The organism is Gimesia benthica, assembly GCF_009720525.1.
Lineage (GTDB): Bacteria > Planctomycetota > Planctomycetia > Planctomycetales > Planctomycetaceae > Gimesia > Gimesia benthica.
On record NZ_CP043930.1, the window covers coordinates 2,547,474 to 2,563,665 of the forward strand.

Sequence of the window (16,192 nt, forward strand, 5' to 3'; positions counted from 1 at the left end):
TTGCTTAGGTTTCTTCCAGCCGTGCTTTGAGTTCATCACGTTCTTTTTTCGTAATATCGAGGTCGAACATGAGGTATTTCACATCGAGGCGAAGTTGTGCGAGTGCTTCCTGGATCAGTCCCAGAATACGTCGGCGGCGTTTCACGGACTCGACCACACGGGAGTAGGAAACTTCCAGGTGCACCTGATGCTCACGAGGCAATTCAGCAATTTTCTTGCCCAGGTCAATGACTTCGCGAGGGAGGCTGGCACTATCGGAATCGTCTGTCAGTCGCATATTCATCAGTTTCTATTTCTCAGTTGAGACCTTCGATTGCTGCTCAATCCATATTTCGGATGGAAAACTCACGGTACCAATAGAACAGATTTCATGCCGAATATGAATCTTTAATTAGACAATCACAGTAAATCATGATTTCACAGAGACTTATCAAACACAGCATTAAAAGCGTCTGTTCAGACAGTTTCGCAAAAAAGCGAGGCTTCGTATTGGCCCAGATTGCAATTTCTTCTAAAATCACTGAGGTTTATCGCTCGATTCAGGCGATTTACCGAAGGGTTGTATTTTAACAACGTGGCTGTTGCCGATGTGCAACAAAAATCGGACAGGACTCAACATTTCGTAAAGAATGCTGAACGGTGATCTGTCTGCTGAAGCTGGGAAAAGTATGACTCCAGTTTGGTTTAAGATCGCAAGAGATCAAGACCTGCAGACTGATCAAAACCGGACTGACCGGTACAGTTTCAAGATCTTTTTATCCCAGGATGGGGCTGAGAACAGGCATTGATGCCAGGAAAAATCGGTGAACTGATTTCAAGAACGTGGGTTCTGCTGCTCGTTCTCCCGCTGGTTTTATCAGTACCGCTCTCGTTGCGCGCCGAGTCTTTTGAAGCCGGCTTCGATGACACATCCCGTGTCAGCTGGCAGGTCCGTATCGATCCCAACATGGCCCGGAAGAACTGGCATGTCCGTAATACGACGGCTCAACATGCGGGCGCTGCCTGCGAACATCTGCAGGTCTCCACGGGAAATCTGGGATCGCTGATCGAGTTATCGCATGCACTTCCGGCCAGTCGGATTATTAATGAACTTACGGTCTCACTCTGGCTGAAATCGAACCGCCGGGGCACACGGATTGGACTGGAAGCGGTGCTGCCCCACCAGGTAGACCCGGAAACCGGCGCTGCAGCACGCATTTACCTGATTGGTGACACCTACACCGACGAAGGACAGTGGCAGAAACTGAAGTGCACGACTTCGGAGCCTCTGGTGAATCAGTCGCTGGGACTGTTACGCGGCCGCAGTAAACTGCGCCAACTGGATACACGTGAGATGTACGTGGAACGGGTGCTGGTCGTCACCCGATCCTCTTCGGATAAAGTGGAATTCCTGATGGATGACCTGAAGCTCTCGCCGATTGTCCATCCGAATGAGACGGTACTGCAGACCGCTGCCGCTTATCAGAAAGAACAGGTCAAGCCGATTGTCGAGTTTCTGCTGGACCGGGTTCAACTGCAGGGGAAACCGATGTTTCCGCGGATGTCCCGCTATCATGGAGAGAACCTGGCCACGATGAAACAGGCGGGCCTGAACGTGATCTGGGCCTCCCAGTTCGACGACTACAATTTTCTGGGACAACTTCGCAGCCAGGGTCTGTGGGCGATGGCCACCCCGCCCCGCCCCCAGGACTCGCAGGGATCGTTTCTCCCCTCTCGGGATGCGACGCTGATCCCCTTTGATGAGCAGACCGCGCCAATCATCTTCTGGAACCTGGGGACTCGAATCCCCGGTCATCAGTGGAACGAAATCCGCAGCCGCGTCGGTCAGATTCAGAGTGCAGATCAGCAGTTCAAGCGTCCCATCATGGCGGACGTGCAGGGCAAAGAACGACAGATCTCACGTGAAGTCTCGATGATCGGTTCCAGTCCGCGGATTCTCAACAGCGATATCAGCCTGCTGGACTATCGGCAAACACTGATTGAAAAAACACAGGTTGCACCAGGTCGTTTTCTGTGGACCTGGATCCAGACGGAACCGACGGCAGCCAACAGTCAATGGCGGGAGACTGCGAATAAACTTCCGATCGTAGTGGAACCCGAACAGATTCGCCTGCAGACCTATAGCGCACTTTCCGCAGGTTGCAGGGGGGCCGGCTACTGGACCACCAGCAGACTTGATGAGACCTCTGCAACAGGTGCTCTGGAACGAAAACTGGCGATCGAACAGTTGAACCTGGAGATCGACCTGATCGAGCCCTGGCTGGCAGCGGGAACCGTGATTTCACACGTTCCCTTTAGTTTGAAACAGCGTGAAACGCCCCAAATCGGTCAGCTGGGAGCTGACTTCAAGACCGCCGGCAAAGATCGCCTGATCCGTGACGAGCGCCTTGCGGAGCGGGAAATGCAGCTGCTCAGGGAAAAACAGACGGCGGAGGAACTGCAGGCCGCCGTGATTCAATCCGAATTCGGCACCCTGATTCTCCCGGTCTGGTATCGTCACGATGCCCAGTTTGTTCCGGACCAGATGGCGGGGAACGACGCGACCATCGTCATTCCAGGAGGAAACGTTTCTGCTTCTGTCTGGGAAGTGAGCACGACCGAAATTCGTAACCTGGACCGTAAACGGGTCAACGGTGGAGTGCAGATCCGCATTCCCAAATTTGACATGACCTCGATCATCATCATGACGTCGGATCAGGGCTTGATCGAAAATCTGCGACGGAAAATAGCCGGGATCAGTGCTCAATCCGCAGAGGCCTGCGTGCAGATGAGCAGTGCCAAGCTGAAACGCTGCGAACAGACGAATGCGTTACTGGTGAATATGGGAGTCAGCCAGATAGCCCGCCTGGATGGGCCAGCGATTCTGGAACGTTCCCGCAAACTGTCTGCCCAGGCAGAACAGTCTCTGGCGAGCAAAGATTATCACCGCGCGCGACTTCAGGCCCGCGATGCGATGCAACTGCTGCGAATTCTGCAGAGAAGTCAGTGGCGGGAAGCGACCCACAATTTTGATTCCGCAGTCACCAGCCCTTACACGATTGCTTACAGTACCCTGCCTGACCACTGGCGGATGATCGAACAGATCGGCCGCAGTTCCGGTAAGATTCAGTCGAACCTGCTGCGTTCCGGTGATTTCGAAGACATCGACACCATGACAGCGGAAGGCTGGAAGCATAAACAGAATCCGATCACCGGAACTCAGGCGATCGCGGAGCTGTATCCCCGCGACCGGAAATCCGGAAACTTCAGCCTGCGACTGCTGGCCGCTCCGATCAACCGGGGTGAAGTGCCGGCGTATATCGAAGATCCGCTGGTCAAAGTAACCACGCCTCCCCTGGAGGTCCGCAGCGGTCAGATCGTGCACATCACGGGATGGGTGAAGGTGAGCTCCCCGATCATAGGTCACACCGAGGGGGCCACGCTGGAAGACAGCATTATGGGTCCGGGAGGGGCGTTGCACTGGAATGCGCAGAGCAGCTGGCAGAAGATCGACGTCATCCGGGAAGTCCCCCGGAGCGAAACCTTCACGCTCTCGATGTACCTGTATGGGCTGGGGGCAATCCTGTTTGATGACCTGCGCGTCATTGCCTATACACCCGAACCCAGGCTCTACCAGCAGACCAGCGGGAGTGAATCTCCTTCGAATTCCCCTCTGAGTCCCTGAGGGGCGGGCTGCATTTAGTGAAGAAAGTTCTGAAACTAACTTCTTTCACTGTCAGATGATAGACAGACTATGCGGGAGACCGTACGAACATCCACAGACAATCGTGTCTGAGGCAGCGCGGGACACTTGAAGGTGCGGGCAGAACTTGATAATAAACAGTATAGAAACAGAGTGAAAAGCTGTCTCAATGTTTGAATACTCTGGGTAACACGTTCTGAATGGCCGGAAGCCTGATTCCATTCTCTCTAAACTCCTTCCGGTACTCTGCTGCTCGTCTGACGTGATGGAAACAACCTCTCGCTAATTCCGGGAGAGCGTTACAGACTGATCAGGGTCAAGCTGAGGGCGACTTCGGCCTGACTGGATGCATTCAGAATTATCATATTTTCAACTTTTTACTGAACAGGAACAAACCAATGCCGATTGCCACCCCAGCTCAATACGCCGCGATGCTGGATGCCGCTCAAGAGGGCAGCTATGCCTATCCCGCGATGAACGTGACTTCACTGCCGACCATCAACGGAGCCCTCAAAGCATTTGCCGATAAAAAATCAGACGGAATTATTCAGGTCTCCACCGGTGGTGGCCAGTTCGCTTCCGGTCTGGATCCGAAGGATGCGGTTCTGGGTGCAATCATTCTGGCAGAAGCCACACATCGTCTGGCAGAAAAATACGATGTGCTGATCGCATTGCACACCGACCACTGTCAGCCCGGCAAGGTCGATTCCTTCCTGAAGCCGCTGATCGCTGAAACCGCCCGTCGCCGGGAAGCTGGCCTGCCGAACCTGTTCCAGTCTCACATGCTGGACGCTTCAGAACTGCCCTTAAAAGAAAACCTGGAACTGTCAGTCGACCTGCTGAAACTGTGTGCCGAGAATGAAATCATTCTGGAAGTGGAAGCGGGTGTTGTTGGTGGTGAAGAAGACGGCGTCGATAACTCCGATCAGCCCGCCGACAAGCTCTACACGACTCCTGAAGACATGGTCGCCGTATACGAAGCTCTGAACGGTCTGGGCCGTTACATGTTCGCTGCCACCTTTGGTAACGTACACGGCAGCTACAAACCGGGTGCTGTTAAACTGCGTCCGGAAATTCTGAAAGCCGGCCAGGAAGCTGTCATGGCGAAGTACGGCAAAGAAGCCGAATTCGACCTGGTCTTCCACGGCGGTTCAGGAACTCCCGAAGACCAGCTGCGTGAAACCCTGGAATACGGTGTTGTGAAAATGAACATCGACACCGACACCCAGTACGCCTTCACCCGTCCTGTCGTTGATCACATCATGAAGAACTACGATGGTGTGCTGAAGATCGATGGAGAAGTCGGTAACAAGAAAGTCTACGATCCACGTAGCTACCTGAAAGCTGCCGAAATGGGTGTTGTCGAGCGTATGGGCGAAGCCTGCGACGACCTCTACTCTTCAGGCAAAACGATCTTCGGTAAGGTCTAATCCTACAAGCCGAAAGCGTAAAATGCTGACATCAGGTGAGCTGTCTCCAGGCGAGGCAGCTCACTTTTTTATTGCCTCAGAAGTTATTTAGAGCGGGTCACATCCATTTTGGACATGTTGGCCAGGCGGACTACCAGGATTTTCTGGATGTCTTCCTTTGATCCTTCGCCACGGAAGAAGAGTCGGCCGGCTGAGTTGGCGGGAACATCGTCGGTGGCAGTAATGATGGCCATTTCGCCGACATTCAGTGTGACCTCGAACTTCTGGTTGTAGAGCGGGCTGGTATTCTGACGGTTCTCCAGCTGCCAGCCGATATTGGTAGCGGTGCGTCTGAGCTGTTGCGCACCGTAGTGGACCTCGGGTGTAAACTCCAACCGGGCCCAGCCATCCTGCATTTTATGTGCTTTGACGCGGAAGACACAGCGGGCCTGTTCGAAGTCTTTGACCTCAAGGGGCTCTTCATCGTCGTCTGTGATCAGATTCAGCGTGCACTTGTCAAACAGCTCGCTGGTCTGAATATCAGTGGGTACCCCGGATCGCAGCATCAGCCGTCTGCCGGAGAGCAGCAGCGATTCTTCTTCCTTCTTGATACCGCCGAAATGTGATTTCAATCCCAGCAACGTCTGTAGTGCCATCGGAGGCACCGAGCTCACATGGCCAACCCGCAAACCGTTCTGGTTCAGTTTTTCCTGGTCAGTCAGCTGAATCGCACCGATTTCATCGACTTCGTTCCAGAGGGCAGACCCGAGCAGCGGATCGGTCACCGGACGTTCGACGAACACAATTTCCACCTGCATCGCGTCCTGTGAGACGGGTATAGATGGGAGCTTGTTGACGGTGTTCGTTTCCGTATACTTACCCAATCCCAGTACGGCCCCTTCACGCATCAGCGCGCAGCCGGTAATCAACAGAGCCAGCCAGGCCAGTGTGAGAAACAGTAAACAGAATTTGAGGGATACTAACTTCATGGAAAAGGTCAGAGATCTGGTTGAGAGCGAAGAACGCAGAGATGCTGTTGTCCGAAGGACGGGAAGGGATGGGGAGTCTATTACTATTCAGGATTTATGTCAATTTGAAATTACGGATTGCCGTCTGTGGCTGCTCAGATGACGAAAAACGGTTTTTTCCCGGAGACAATGCAGCAGGAAGTCTTTCTCAGCACCGGCTCATATTGCCTTGTTTGACAGCTCCAGCTATGATCTGCGTGCTTTCACGCCTCGAACCGAAAATGATATTCAACCGAACAGTTTATTTGGTGAAACCGGTTCGATTTCTAACCAGAACTGCGAACAAAACTCATGGCTACTCAATCTCTTAAGGAACAGCTGCCCGACCTGCGTGTCGGTTATGGCCAGGACTGTCATCGTCTGCAGGCGGAATATCCGCTGATCCTGGGAGGGGTGGAAATTGATTTTGAACTGGGTCTGGTTGGACACAGTGATGCGGATGTTCTACTGCATGCAATCACCGATGCCCTGTTGGGAGCAGCCGGTCTGGGGGATATCGGAGAGATGTTCCCCAATACCGATCCCCAGTGGAAAGGCGCCGATTCCCGGAAACTGCTGCAGGCTGCCTTTGCAGAAGTTCAGCAGGCCGGCTGGCATATCATAAACCTGGATTGCACAATTTCGGCGGAACGTCCTAAACTAGCCAGCTATAAGCCACAAATACGACAGTCGGTTGCAGAGACCCTGCAGCTCGACGCACAACAGGTCAACATTAAAGCCAAAACGGGAGAACGGGTCGGACCGGTCGGAAGACAGGAAGCGATGACCGCCGATGCTGTCGTTCTGCTGCGACGTTAGAACTCGTTTTTTGAGAACAGGAAGAAATTCAGGTATCCAGGAACATGACGCTAAGAATTTACAACACACTGAGTCGCAAAAAAGAAGATTTCCAGACGATCAAACCAGGGAAAGTCGGCATTTATCTCTGCGGCCCCACGGTTTACAAGCATTCGCACATCGGTCACATGGTCGGCCCGGTGATCATCGACACCATCGCCCGTTACCTGAAGTACAACGGTTATGAAGTCAAGTTCGTCAACAACATCACGGACATTGATGACAAGCTGATCAATCGGGCAGCCGAAAAGAACATTTCGGTTGAAAAGCTGGCGGCCGAGATGACCCAGGATTACTTCGATAACCTGGAAACGATGGGCATTGATACCATCACCGATTTCCCCAAAGCGACCGACTATATCGACGCGATGCTGGAAATCATCCAGACACTGATCGACCAGGGGAATGCTTACCCGCTGGACGGCGATGTCTACTTCTCTGCGGAGTCAGACAACAACTACGGCTGCCTGAGTGGTCGGAAGATCGAAGAAATGATCGCCGGTACCCGCGTGGAAGCCAACGACAAGAAAAAGAATCCGGCTGACTTCGCTCTGTGGAAAAAATCGCGTCCGGGTGAACCGGCGTGGGACAGCCCCTGGGGTCCCGGTCGCCCGGGCTGGCACATCGAATGTTCCGCGATGAGCCGCAAACTACTGGGCGATTCCTTCGACATTCATGGCGGGGGTCTGGACCTGATGTTTCCGCATCATGAAAACGAGCGAGCCCAGTCCGAATGCTGCACCGGTAAGACGTACGTGCGTTACTGGGTGCACAATGGTCTGATGCAGGCCAGCGACGCTGCCGGCAAGGTGGGCGGTCAGCATGATCGTCATGGAGACGTGGTCGTCGATCAGCAGGCTCAGGAAGCCGATAAGCTCTCCGGTTCCAAGGGAGCCGCTTCCGTGAAAGAACTGTTTGCGGTGCACCCTCCCGAAATCGTGCGGCTGTTCCTGCTCTCTACGCATTACCGCAGCCCGATTGCCTTCAGCGATGAAAACATCAGTGAAACTGGCAAGGGCATGGAAGGCTTTTACCGCTTCTTTGAAACATTTGAGCGAATCACAGGCGAAAGCTTCTACGACCTGACAACTGCCCAGAAGCGGGACGAATCGGTCACGCTGGAAGGGGAACCGGGTGAATACTTCCAGCAGTTGGCTGAACTCCGCCAGCGGTTCTGGGAAGCGATGGACGACGATTTCAATACCAGCGGTGCAATCGGCGTCCTGTTTGAACTGCGTTCCGCATTAAACGCGTTGATCCACGAACAGAAACTGGATGGTCCCGGCAAAGACAACGAGCAGATGGTTTCCGCTCTCAAAACAGGTGCCTGCCTGCTCAAAGAGCTCTCCAATCTGCTAGGCGTCTTCCGCAAAGCCCCCGTGAAAGAACAGGGAGCCGACGATGGTCTGGTCAACCAGTTGATGGAGCTGATCATCGATATCCGCAAGGATGCCCGCACCAACAAGAACTGGGACATTGCCGACAAAATCCGCGATGGACTGGCTGCCTGCCAGATCACCGTGGAAGACCGTCCCGAAGGCAGTTTGTGGCGGCGGGGGTAATTCCGCCGCGCACCTGTTTCGAGCGGAGTCGTTTGAGCACATATGAAGGCAAACTCGACAATGGATGATGAAGAGTTGACACCTGCCACACGGTACCTGGGAATTGACCCGGGCCTGAACCGCACGGGTTACGCCTTGCTGGAACAGTCGGCCCGGGGGCCGGTGCTGTGCGAGGGAGGCATCATCCGTTCGAACCAGGAGATGAACCTCGCGGCGCGGGTGCACGAAATTGCCTCGGGAATCCGGGAAGTGATTGCCGAGTATCGCCCTGACGTGATGGCCATCGAACAGGTATTTACGACTCCCAAGTTTCCCAAGAGTTCGATCATCATGGCGCATGCACGCGGCGCGATTCTGTTCGCCGCCCATGACGCCGGCGTCCCCGTGGTGCATTACACTCCCACGCAGATCAAACGCCTGATTACGGGCAGCGGCCGTGCATCGAAAGAACAGATGCAGCATGCGATCAAAAACGAACTCGGATTAAAAACCATCCTGGAACCGAACGACGTCGCCGATGCCTTCGCAGCAGCACTGTGTCACTACCATACGATTCGTGTGGCCTGCTTCTGAATTAAACACTCTTATCCCCTGAGAACAGCATTCCCATGATTACAAATATCCGTGGCCAATTGAGCGAACTGAGTCTGACCGAGGCGATCATCTCGGTGGGGGCCTTTGACTATGAAGTGTTTATCCCCGAGTTTGTCCGCCGCCAGCTGCAACCTCTGATCGGTAAAGAGGTCAGTCTCAAAACCATCGAATACATCGAAGGGAACCCGCAGAAAGGGCGACTGACTCCGCGGATGATCGGTTTCATGAGCCATGCAGAGCGGGAGTTCTTCGAACTGGTCTGCTCGGTGGATGGCGTGGGCGTCAAGAAAACACTGCGGGCCATGGTGCGTCCTGTGAAAGAGGTCGCCACCGCGATTGAAGAAAAAGACATCAAGCAACTCACGACACTCCCCGGCATCGGACCTGCGGTGGCAGAACGGATCGTCGCCAAGCTCCGCCGCAAAATGGCCAAGTTTGCCCTGATTGTCGCCAAGGAATTCCCCGCTGACGAAGCACAGACCGATGTCTTCGGCGAAGCCTACGAGGCGCTGCTCAGTCTGGGCTATTCCGCCAACGAAGCCCGCGACAAGGTAGAGACCATGGCCGCGGATGGCCAGAAGTTCAAGAGCATCGAGGAGTTCCTCACCGCACTCTACCAGCAGGAACGCAACTGAAATCCGGCCATCTGTGTCGTTCCAACACCGCTGATCAATCGTTGCAACTGCTACAGTCCTCATCTTTGACGCCGAACTGCCTGCATCTGGTACCTGTTCGCATCTTACCGTTTGTCCTTCGCTGCGCCTGACATAGCTTTGAAGAAGCTAGCGACCCTACGGGGAGGAATGCGCAGACAGCCATTCCGCATGCCACGACTGTGATCGTGGCGCCCCAGATATGAATGCATCAGAACAGCGTCTCAATCCTATGGTTTCAAAAGCTGCTGACAAGAAAAACAGTCCTTACACCGCGCTGGATATCGACCGCCTGCGTATCGGGGTTACCCTGCAGGCTCCCATTTTTGAGGCGGAAGCCGAAAAAAACATACTGCTGCTGGCCCGCGGCAAGAAAATCACTCAGGCTTATATTGAAAGCCTGAAAAAGCGTGGCATCCGCAGCGTGCGTGTCCACGAGCGGGACCTGTTCAACCTGATGCTTCCCGATGGGGAAAGTCAGCAGTCAGAACCGGGGTCAGCAAGGAGACTCAAGCGCAGACGGACCCAACTGCGCACCAGTGCTTCCAGCAGAAAACGGCAGGTACCGGAAACCAGACAGGCGGGATCACCCTGGCAGATTCAGACCAGTTCCTTCCTGCACCAGGTCAGTCCAGTTCAAACCACGGACTACGTCCCTGCGCTGCAATCGAAATACCACGAACAGTTCCGAGTTCTGACCAAAGCGACCGGGGAGATCTACAAACAGCTGCTGATCACAACCAGTGTCAGCATGTCACAGCTCAATAACATGACTGATGTTTCTCTCGCACAACTGTCTGATGATCTGGACCTGTTTGTACTGGAAGGGACGGCTCCTGTGGAGGATGGAAATCTCTGCAGACACGGCTTGCAGATGTCGAGTCTGGCCCTGGCGATGGGCACGCAACTGGGACTGGACCGCGATACATTATCGCAGCTCTCTATCGGCTGCCTGTTACATGACGTGGGGATGCAGAAAATCACAGCCTGTACTTCAAAGAGCCACGAGCCTGCCAGTCAGCTCGAACGACTGGAAGTGAAAAAACATCCGATTCTTACCTATGACCTGCTCAATCAGCTGCATGAAATTCCGATGGTCTCCCGGATGGTGGCCTACCAGATTCATGAACGCTGCGATGGCTCGGGTTACCCGCGGGGGCAGCAGGGGAATCAGATTCATCCTCTGTCAAAAATCGCCGCCGTTGCCGATGAATACATCAACCTCGTTTCGGACCATGCACTGTCTCCAGGGTTACTGCCCTACCAGGCCGCGGAAAAGCTGATTTTCGACGCCGCCCACGGCAAACTTGACGTACAGACGGTTCGCGCTTTACTGCAGTCCATTTCACTCTATCCGGTCGGATCACTGGTCGAATTGAATAACGGTCAACGGGCCCAGGTGATACGTACCAATCGATTGCACTACGGAACGCCGATCGTCAAGCTGCTGGATGGTAGCGACCACGAGACGATCCTCAACCTGCTGGCACACGATGATCTCACCGTCGTGCGTGCCCTCTCCCGGAATGATCTGCAGCCTGCTGCAGAAACTTCTGAGGCAGGTATCATTTGCCAGCCGGTGTAACATCCTCAATCGATGAGTGCGACCCGTAAATCCATGACGTTGGTCTGTGTCGCTCCGGTCTTGATCAGGCCCTCGATTTGCGACAGGCAGGGATAGGCATTGTGCGTCTGCAGATAGTCGCCGACATTAATCCCTAGCTCGTGCGCCTTCTTTTGGATCTGGGCATCAATGATTCCACCGGCCGCATCGGTAGGACCATCTTCACCATCGGTGCCCCCTGAAAGCAGACAGACGTCTGTCAGATCTTCTTCCCAGAGCCTTTGAAGTGCAGCCAGAACGACTTCCTGATTACGGCCCCCTTTACCGGGACGCGGAGTGGAGGAAAGATCGACCACCGGCTCACCGCCACTCAAAATACAGGCAGGCCGCGAGACCGGTCCCTGACCACTGTGGATCTTCAGACAGAGTTCGGCCAGATCGACACCCACTTCTGATGCAACCCCTTCATTCGTCGAACCGAGTGAGTAGACTTCATAACCCAGACTGCGGGCCGCGTTCTCAGCAGCCGACAGGGCAGTCGCATTACTGCCGATGATTTCGTTGATTACGGTCTTCTGTGGTTCCATCGTGACGCTGCCCTGCCCTGTCTGCTTCCCATCGAGGATCGTCCAGACGGACTCAGGAATTCGGTCTCGATCGGGTATCAGTCGCTGTAGCACCGCGACCGCATCCGCGGGGGTCGACTGATCCTGAACCGTCGGTCCTGAGGCAATGATATCCAGCGGATCTCCCACGACATCAGAGATAATCAGTGCGATCACCGTCCCGGAGGTGGCGGCCTGCGCCAGACGGCCCCCCTTCACCTGTGAGATCTGTTTGCGAACACAGTTGAGTTCCTGGATCGTGGCTCCAGACGACATCAGCAGCCGCGTGACGGCCTGCTTGTCTTCCAGCGTCACCGGCGGAAGTGGAGCGGGCAACAATGCACTGCCGCCCCCCGAGATTAATACCAGGCAGAGATCATCCGGTTGAAGCTGAGAGATCATTTTCAGAATCTGCCGCGATCCATAGACGCCTTCCGGCGTAGGCTCATTCAGACTGGCAGGGCGTGCGGGATAGAGATTGATTTTGCCGAGCGTTCTGACACAGTCAGCGGGAACATTCACCCACCCGCGACAACGTTCCAGCAGAGGAGAACCGGCCAGAGCTGCTTCGACTCCGGCCGCCATCCCGGACCCCGCTTTACCGGCTCCCACGACAACCAGATTTTCGTGTCCTGCGAGTGGAAAGCTATGACCACAGATCGAGAGTTCCTGACCCGAAACCTGGATCGCCTGGCGGACCAGGGACTGGGAATCAACGGCCCGGACACCGCTCTTCCAGATCTGCAGAGCACGTTTGGCGAGAGAGGTCATCTCAGACATGGCTACCTCATCAGGGTAAACAGGCGGGCAAGCTTATTGTATTTTCAGGGAGTGACCGCGTCTTGAGCAGGGTCTTCCACACTCGTATCCAGGGAACGAGCCAGTTCCTTTGCCAGCACGCGTCCTTGAACTTCCTGAGGCGGAAGCCCCTCTTTGATCAGTTCCTCCCGGTACTTCCGGTCTTCCTGATCATACCAGAGCGGGTCCACTTTTGCCTGCGAGATGGAGGCGACTTTCCAGACTCCGGTCTGACTTTTTAAAAGATGAATGTCGGGTTTGATGGCATAGCCCTCTTTTTGAATCTGAATGCGAACCTGGGCTGCACCACCCTCAATTTTCACATCCAGTACCCGACAATCCAGCGGGGCCGTGCTGTCCTGAGATTCCTGTTTGAGCTGGGCGGCCAGATCGGCTTTCTCAGGGGTCAGCAGAGCGCGAATTCGTGCCTGGTTGCCTGTCTCCAGGGCGGACACAAACTCAAGCGCAATCTGCCTTACCTGATAATGCTCATAAAAACGCTGGGCTCCCAGAATGATCAGATAGAGTCCTGAGACCACCAGCGCACTGATCAGAAACTTTTGGGAAAGAGGTCGGGAGACCATCAGGCGCCCGGACGGAGATGACTGTATGCAGTCAGAATTGCATAGAGATCTGCGGGAATTTTCACTTCGTCTTCTGAGAAATCAGAGACCCAGGTGCGGCGGTAATACACTGCCTCAGCCAGAGCGTCAGCAATTTCACCAAAGCGAACATTCACCAGGCTTTCTGCCTGATCGAGAGTATCTTCTTCACCTGTGAATATACGAAGCCGATGTTGCATGGCGGATCCTTCCTATTTCGAACTCGCTGATGAATTGACCGACAGACTCCGCTCTCGGGCAGGGGAAACACCCCGCAGACAATCATCAAAACCATTGAGCTGAACAAACAAGAGACCGGGTTTGACCCGACCTCATAGTATTTATCGGCTTCAGCAATTTGGCTTCTTGAAAGAAAAAGTTCAGTTTTTTCTGAAAATAGCGGCTGTAAGATCTCTCCAGTTTCTCTAATCTCAAATCGGCAATGTAAGAATTACCAGACAATCGGCGATTTTCGCGCATTGAGAACGCTCAGAGAAAATTGAAACAGCAAAGATTGCCGAGCGAAAATCTATGCCCGGCGTTCAGTTGCCGGAAAGTGGGGCAGAAAACCCAAGCAACTCCGGCAGTTCCTGCATGGATCGGAAGGTTTGCGCTCCCAATGCTTCGAGTTCGGCAGGTGAACTATGGTCGGCATAACCCAGTACCGGGATGCCCGCCGCGACTGCTGCCTGGACTCCCAGGTGACTGTCTTCAATGACCACGCAGTCTTCCGGACGGACGCCCATCTGGGAAGCTGCATACAGGTAAAGGTCCGGTTCGGGCTTCCAGACTCCCACCGTATAAGCCGAATAGATCCGGCCTTCAAAGAAGCGGGCCAGGTCGGTGATTTTGAGCGTCAGTGCCATTTTTTCTTCAGGACCGTTCGAAGCGACGCACTTCTGTACGGGAATCGCTTCCAACGCTTCACGGACTCCCAGGATCGGCTGGAGTTCAGACTGAAACACCACCGCCATTTGTGCCCGTACCTGAGTGGCAAAATCTGCCGGTAGCTTCTGTCCCATTTGTGCTTCGACCACCGCCAGGCAATCCGCGAGCTTGCCCCCCTTGAATTGCTGAACCGCATCTTCGGGAGAGAGCGGAAAACCGATGTCGGTAATCATCTCCGCCAGGACACGGTTTCCCAGGGTTTCGCTGTCGACCAGCACGCCGTCGCAATCAAATATAACCGCTTGATACTTCATATCGCTGTTTCGAGACTCAATAAATAATCAGGGATTTGCGTCTGGCAGCTCGACGTAAATTCCGTCTGCTTCGACAGTCACGGGATAAGTCGGATGGCAGAGCCGTTCATTCAGGCAATGCTGGCCGGTAGTCACATCGAATTGCCAGCCATGCCAGGGACAGGTCACCACCGTTCCCGTCAAAGCGCCCTCCCCCAGTGGTCCCCCTGCGTGGGGACAGACACCGTCCATTGCATAATATTGATCATCAACGTGGAACAGGGCGATAATGCGATCTTCCGCCACAAACTCGGCAGCGGTCCCTTCCGGAACCTGATCTACATCGGCGATCCGCACTTTGTTTCCCATTCATCACTCCAGACTGATATTCGCATTTCCGGGTTCACTGACGCCGGCTCTTCCTCAATCAGGTTGTAGTGGAGACGCGGGCGGGAATCAATTCAGGCGGCTCTTTTTTCCGCAATCGGCTCTGCCTGGCGTTTCTTTTTCTCACGCACACGTGGCTGACTCTTCCAGCGGCGATGGACCCAGAAATACTGTTCGGGTGATTTGCGGATTGCCTTTTCCAGCGACGAGGTAAACTGTTGAGTAAGTTCGCCAACCGGGTCTTTGGAGACACATTTGGTAGCGTCGATCAACTCTTCACAACCCATCTCGAATTTGATCCACTGGTTCTGTTCGAAGTCATCGGGGAGACGGCGGGCATAACCCACACAGATATAGGCCCGGTACTCGAGTGCCAGCAGGGCAATCGATTTGAATGTCGAAGCCGGTTTGCCAAAGAAGTTCACAAACAGTCCCCGCTTGCCGGCATCCTGATCGCCCAGCAGCGCCAAATGGCCCCGGCGTTCAATGGTGGCGACCATGTCATCATAACCGCCGCTTTTCGCCATCGCCCGGTGGCCGGTGTGCTGACGGAACTGCGCGAACCATTTATTCAGGTAAGGATTATCCAGTTCCCGCGCCACAACACCCATGGGAAAGCCAAACAGACCGAATACCGAGACCGCAATCTCCCAGTTACCATAATGACCGCTGAGCAGAATCACCGGCCGTCCGGAACAGAGGGCGGTAATCAGTTCGGGGGGATAATCGAAGTCGAGTACATCAAAGATATTACCCCGGTGCAGTTTGCGAGGTAGTTGAATAATCTCGACGATCATGCGAAACAGATGCGTCCACATCTGGTAGATCGTCTCGTCGATTTCTCTATCTGAAAGTTCTTCACCAAAGGCAGTCCGCAGGTTTTCAGCAGCGACATGATACCGGGTCATCTTACGCGGCAGACAGCGGTGGATGACAAACGCCAGGCCTTTAGCCAGTTTCACCGACTCCCTGAGCGGTAATGATCGAACCACACAGACCAGGGTCTGAAATACCAGATATTCCAGTCGGTATCGCATCATGCGCCAATTAATCATGTCCGTATCCCTTTTCGCTTCCTGCTTCTTTGGCCAGACTGAGCCCCCACTCGGGCACAAAGCGGGGAAAGTGTCTTCGGAATACAAAAATTCGTCAACCCCCAATTGAGGGCCCAGGGCCTGAACAGACATACGGGAGCAGCAAAAAACCGGCTCGATTCCCATAACTTCTCCGATTTTTACTCGGATTTAAGTGAATGCTGCAGTAATATGTAAGGAGTAAGCTCTGTATTGG

The 16,192-nt window shown here is 54.2% G+C and carries 15 protein-coding genes; 7 read left to right on the top strand and 8 right to left on the bottom strand.

Annotation, left to right across the window (positions count from 1 at the left end; translation table 11 throughout):
• Window positions 1-4 precede the first annotated feature (4 nt).
• A complete protein-coding gene (locus tag F1728_RS09575; protein ID WP_145037118.1) occupies window positions 5-283 on the bottom strand; it encodes a transcriptional regulator in 279 nt (92 codons plus the stop codon).
• Window positions 284-787: 504 nt separating this feature from the next.
• Between F1728_RS09575 and F1728_RS09580 the strand changes: the two genes are divergently transcribed.
• The gene (locus tag F1728_RS09580) at window positions 788-3,664 is read left to right on the top strand and encodes a hypothetical protein (protein ID WP_155363911.1); all 2,877 of its coding nucleotides are present in this window, start codon (window positions 788-790) and stop codon (window positions 3,662-3,664) included.
• 416 nt (window positions 3,665-4,080) lie between these two features.
• Window positions 4,081-5,112, top strand: a complete 1,032-nt coding sequence (fbaA, locus tag F1728_RS09585) for a class II fructose-bisphosphate aldolase (RefSeq protein ID WP_145037114.1) — start codon at window positions 4,081-4,083, stop codon at window positions 5,110-5,112.
• A gap of 83 nt (window positions 5,113-5,195) precedes the next feature.
• Here fbaA and F1728_RS09590 read toward each other — a convergent pair whose 3' ends face one another.
• The gene (locus F1728_RS09590) at window positions 5,196-6,080 is read right to left on the bottom strand and encodes a hypothetical protein (RefSeq protein ID WP_145037113.1); all 885 of its coding nucleotides are present in this window, start codon (window positions 6,078-6,080) and stop codon (window positions 5,196-5,198) included.
• A 330-nt stretch (window positions 6,081-6,410) separates the two neighbouring features.
• Here F1728_RS09590 and ispF point away from each other — a divergent pair, with 330 nt between their 5' ends.
• The 5 genes from ispF to F1728_RS09615 all read left to right on the top strand — a co-directional run bounded on the left by ispF (window position 6,411) and on the right by F1728_RS09615 (window position 11,350).
• Window positions 6,411-6,917: a 2-C-methyl-D-erythritol 2,4-cyclodiphosphate synthase gene (ispF, locus tag F1728_RS09595; RefSeq protein WP_155363912.1), complete on the top strand. Its 507-nt coding sequence runs from the start codon at window positions 6,411-6,413 to the stop codon at window positions 6,915-6,917.
• Between the two features lie 44 nt (window positions 6,918-6,961).
• Entirely contained in the window at window positions 6,962-8,518 is a 1,557-nt protein-coding gene (cysS, locus tag F1728_RS09600) for a cysteine--tRNA ligase (protein ID WP_155363913.1), read from the top strand.
• Window positions 8,519-8,560: 42 nt separating this feature from the next.
• Window positions 8,561-9,091 (top strand): crossover junction endodeoxyribonuclease RuvC, encoded by a 531-nt coding sequence (gene ruvC, locus F1728_RS09605; RefSeq protein WP_228030596.1) that lies wholly within the window; start codon window positions 8,561-8,563, stop codon window positions 9,089-9,091.
• Window positions 9,092-9,126: 35 nt separating this feature from the next.
• Window positions 9,127-9,747, top strand: a complete 621-nt coding sequence (ruvA, locus tag F1728_RS09610; protein WP_149341606.1) for a Holliday junction branch migration protein RuvA — start codon at window positions 9,127-9,129, stop codon at window positions 9,745-9,747.
• A 220-nt stretch (window positions 9,748-9,967) separates the two neighbouring features.
• Complete coding sequence (locus tag F1728_RS09615; RefSeq protein WP_155363914.1) at window positions 9,968-11,350, top strand: HD-GYP domain-containing protein; 1,383 nt, start codon at window positions 9,968-9,970, stop codon at window positions 11,348-11,350.
• 5 nt (window positions 11,351-11,355) lie between these two features.
• On the opposite strand, the gene F1728_RS09620 is transcribed toward F1728_RS09615, so the two are convergent.
• The 6 genes from F1728_RS09620 to F1728_RS09645 form a co-directional block, all read right to left on the bottom strand.
• Window positions 11,356-12,714, bottom strand: coding sequence for a glycerate kinase type-2 family protein (locus F1728_RS09620; RefSeq protein WP_228030598.1), 1,359 nt, complete (start codon window positions 12,712-12,714; stop codon window positions 11,356-11,358).
• A 44-nt stretch (window positions 12,715-12,758) separates the two neighbouring features.
• Entirely contained in the window at window positions 12,759-13,316 is a 558-nt protein-coding gene (locus tag F1728_RS09625) for a DUF4878 domain-containing protein (protein ID WP_155363915.1), read from the bottom strand.
• Window positions 13,316-13,534 (bottom strand): hypothetical protein, encoded by a 219-nt coding sequence (locus tag F1728_RS09630; protein ID WP_145037101.1) that lies wholly within the window; start codon window positions 13,532-13,534, stop codon window positions 13,316-13,318. The genes F1728_RS09625 and F1728_RS09630 overlap by 1 nt, the downstream gene beginning before the upstream one ends.
• A gap of 342 nt (window positions 13,535-13,876) precedes the next feature.
• A complete protein-coding gene (locus F1728_RS09635; RefSeq protein WP_145037099.1) occupies window positions 13,877-14,536 on the bottom strand; it encodes an HAD family hydrolase in 660 nt (219 codons plus the stop codon).
• 27 nt (window positions 14,537-14,563) lie between these two features.
• The gene (locus F1728_RS09640; RefSeq protein WP_145037096.1) at window positions 14,564-14,884 is read right to left on the bottom strand and encodes a Rieske (2Fe-2S) protein; all 321 of its coding nucleotides are present in this window, start codon (window positions 14,882-14,884) and stop codon (window positions 14,564-14,566) included.
• Between the two features lie 92 nt (window positions 14,885-14,976).
• On the bottom strand, window positions 14,977-15,957 hold the full coding sequence (locus F1728_RS09645; protein ID WP_155363916.1) for a lysophospholipid acyltransferase family protein: 981 nt from the start codon (window positions 15,955-15,957) through the stop codon (window positions 14,977-14,979).
• Between the last annotated feature and the right edge of the window lie 235 nt (window positions 15,958-16,192).

Excerpts from the sequence above, each read along its gene's own strand:
- ispF (WP_155363912.1), top strand. The coding sequence starts at position 6,411 with ATGGCTACTCAATCTCTTAAGGAACAGCTGCCCGACCTGCGTGTCGGT.
- F1728_RS09645 (WP_155363916.1), bottom strand. The coding sequence starts at position 15,957 with ATGATTAATTGGCGCATGATGCGATACCGACTGGAATATCTGGTATTT.
- fbaA (WP_145037114.1), top strand. The coding sequence starts at position 4,081 with ATGCCGATTGCCACCCCAGCTCAATACGCCGCGATGCTGGATGCCGCT.
- F1728_RS09620 (WP_228030598.1), bottom strand. The coding sequence starts at position 12,714 with ATGTCTGAGATGACCTCTCTCGCCAAACGTGCTCTGCAGATCTGGAAG.
- ruvA (WP_149341606.1), top strand. The coding sequence starts at position 9,127 with ATGATTACAAATATCCGTGGCCAATTGAGCGAACTGAGTCTGACCGAG.
- F1728_RS09615 (WP_155363914.1), top strand. The coding sequence starts at position 9,968 with ATGAATGCATCAGAACAGCGTCTCAATCCTATGGTTTCAAAAGCTGCT.
- F1728_RS09625 (WP_155363915.1), bottom strand. The coding sequence starts at position 13,316 with ATGGTCTCCCGACCTCTTTCCCAAAAGTTTCTGATCAGTGCGCTGGTG.
- F1728_RS09580 (WP_155363911.1), top strand. The coding sequence starts at position 788 with ATGCCAGGAAAAATCGGTGAACTGATTTCAAGAACGTGGGTTCTGCTG.
- F1728_RS09575 (WP_145037118.1), bottom strand. The coding sequence starts at position 283 with ATGAATATGCGACTGACAGACGATTCCGATAGTGCCAGCCTCCCTCGC.
- F1728_RS09635 (WP_145037099.1), bottom strand. The coding sequence starts at position 14,536 with ATGAAGTATCAAGCGGTTATATTTGATTGCGACGGCGTGCTGGTCGAC.
- F1728_RS09640 (WP_145037096.1), bottom strand. The coding sequence starts at position 14,884 with ATGGGAAACAAAGTGCGGATCGCCGATGTAGATCAGGTTCCGGAAGGG.
- F1728_RS09630 (WP_145037101.1), bottom strand. The coding sequence starts at position 13,534 with ATGCAACATCGGCTTCGTATATTCACAGGTGAAGAAGATACTCTCGAT.
- ruvC (WP_228030596.1), top strand. The coding sequence starts at position 8,561 with ATGAAGGCAAACTCGACAATGGATGATGAAGAGTTGACACCTGCCACA.
- F1728_RS09590 (WP_145037113.1), bottom strand. The coding sequence starts at position 6,080 with ATGAAGTTAGTATCCCTCAAATTCTGTTTACTGTTTCTCACACTGGCC.
- cysS (WP_155363913.1), top strand. The coding sequence starts at position 6,962 with ATGACGCTAAGAATTTACAACACACTGAGTCGCAAAAAAGAAGATTTC.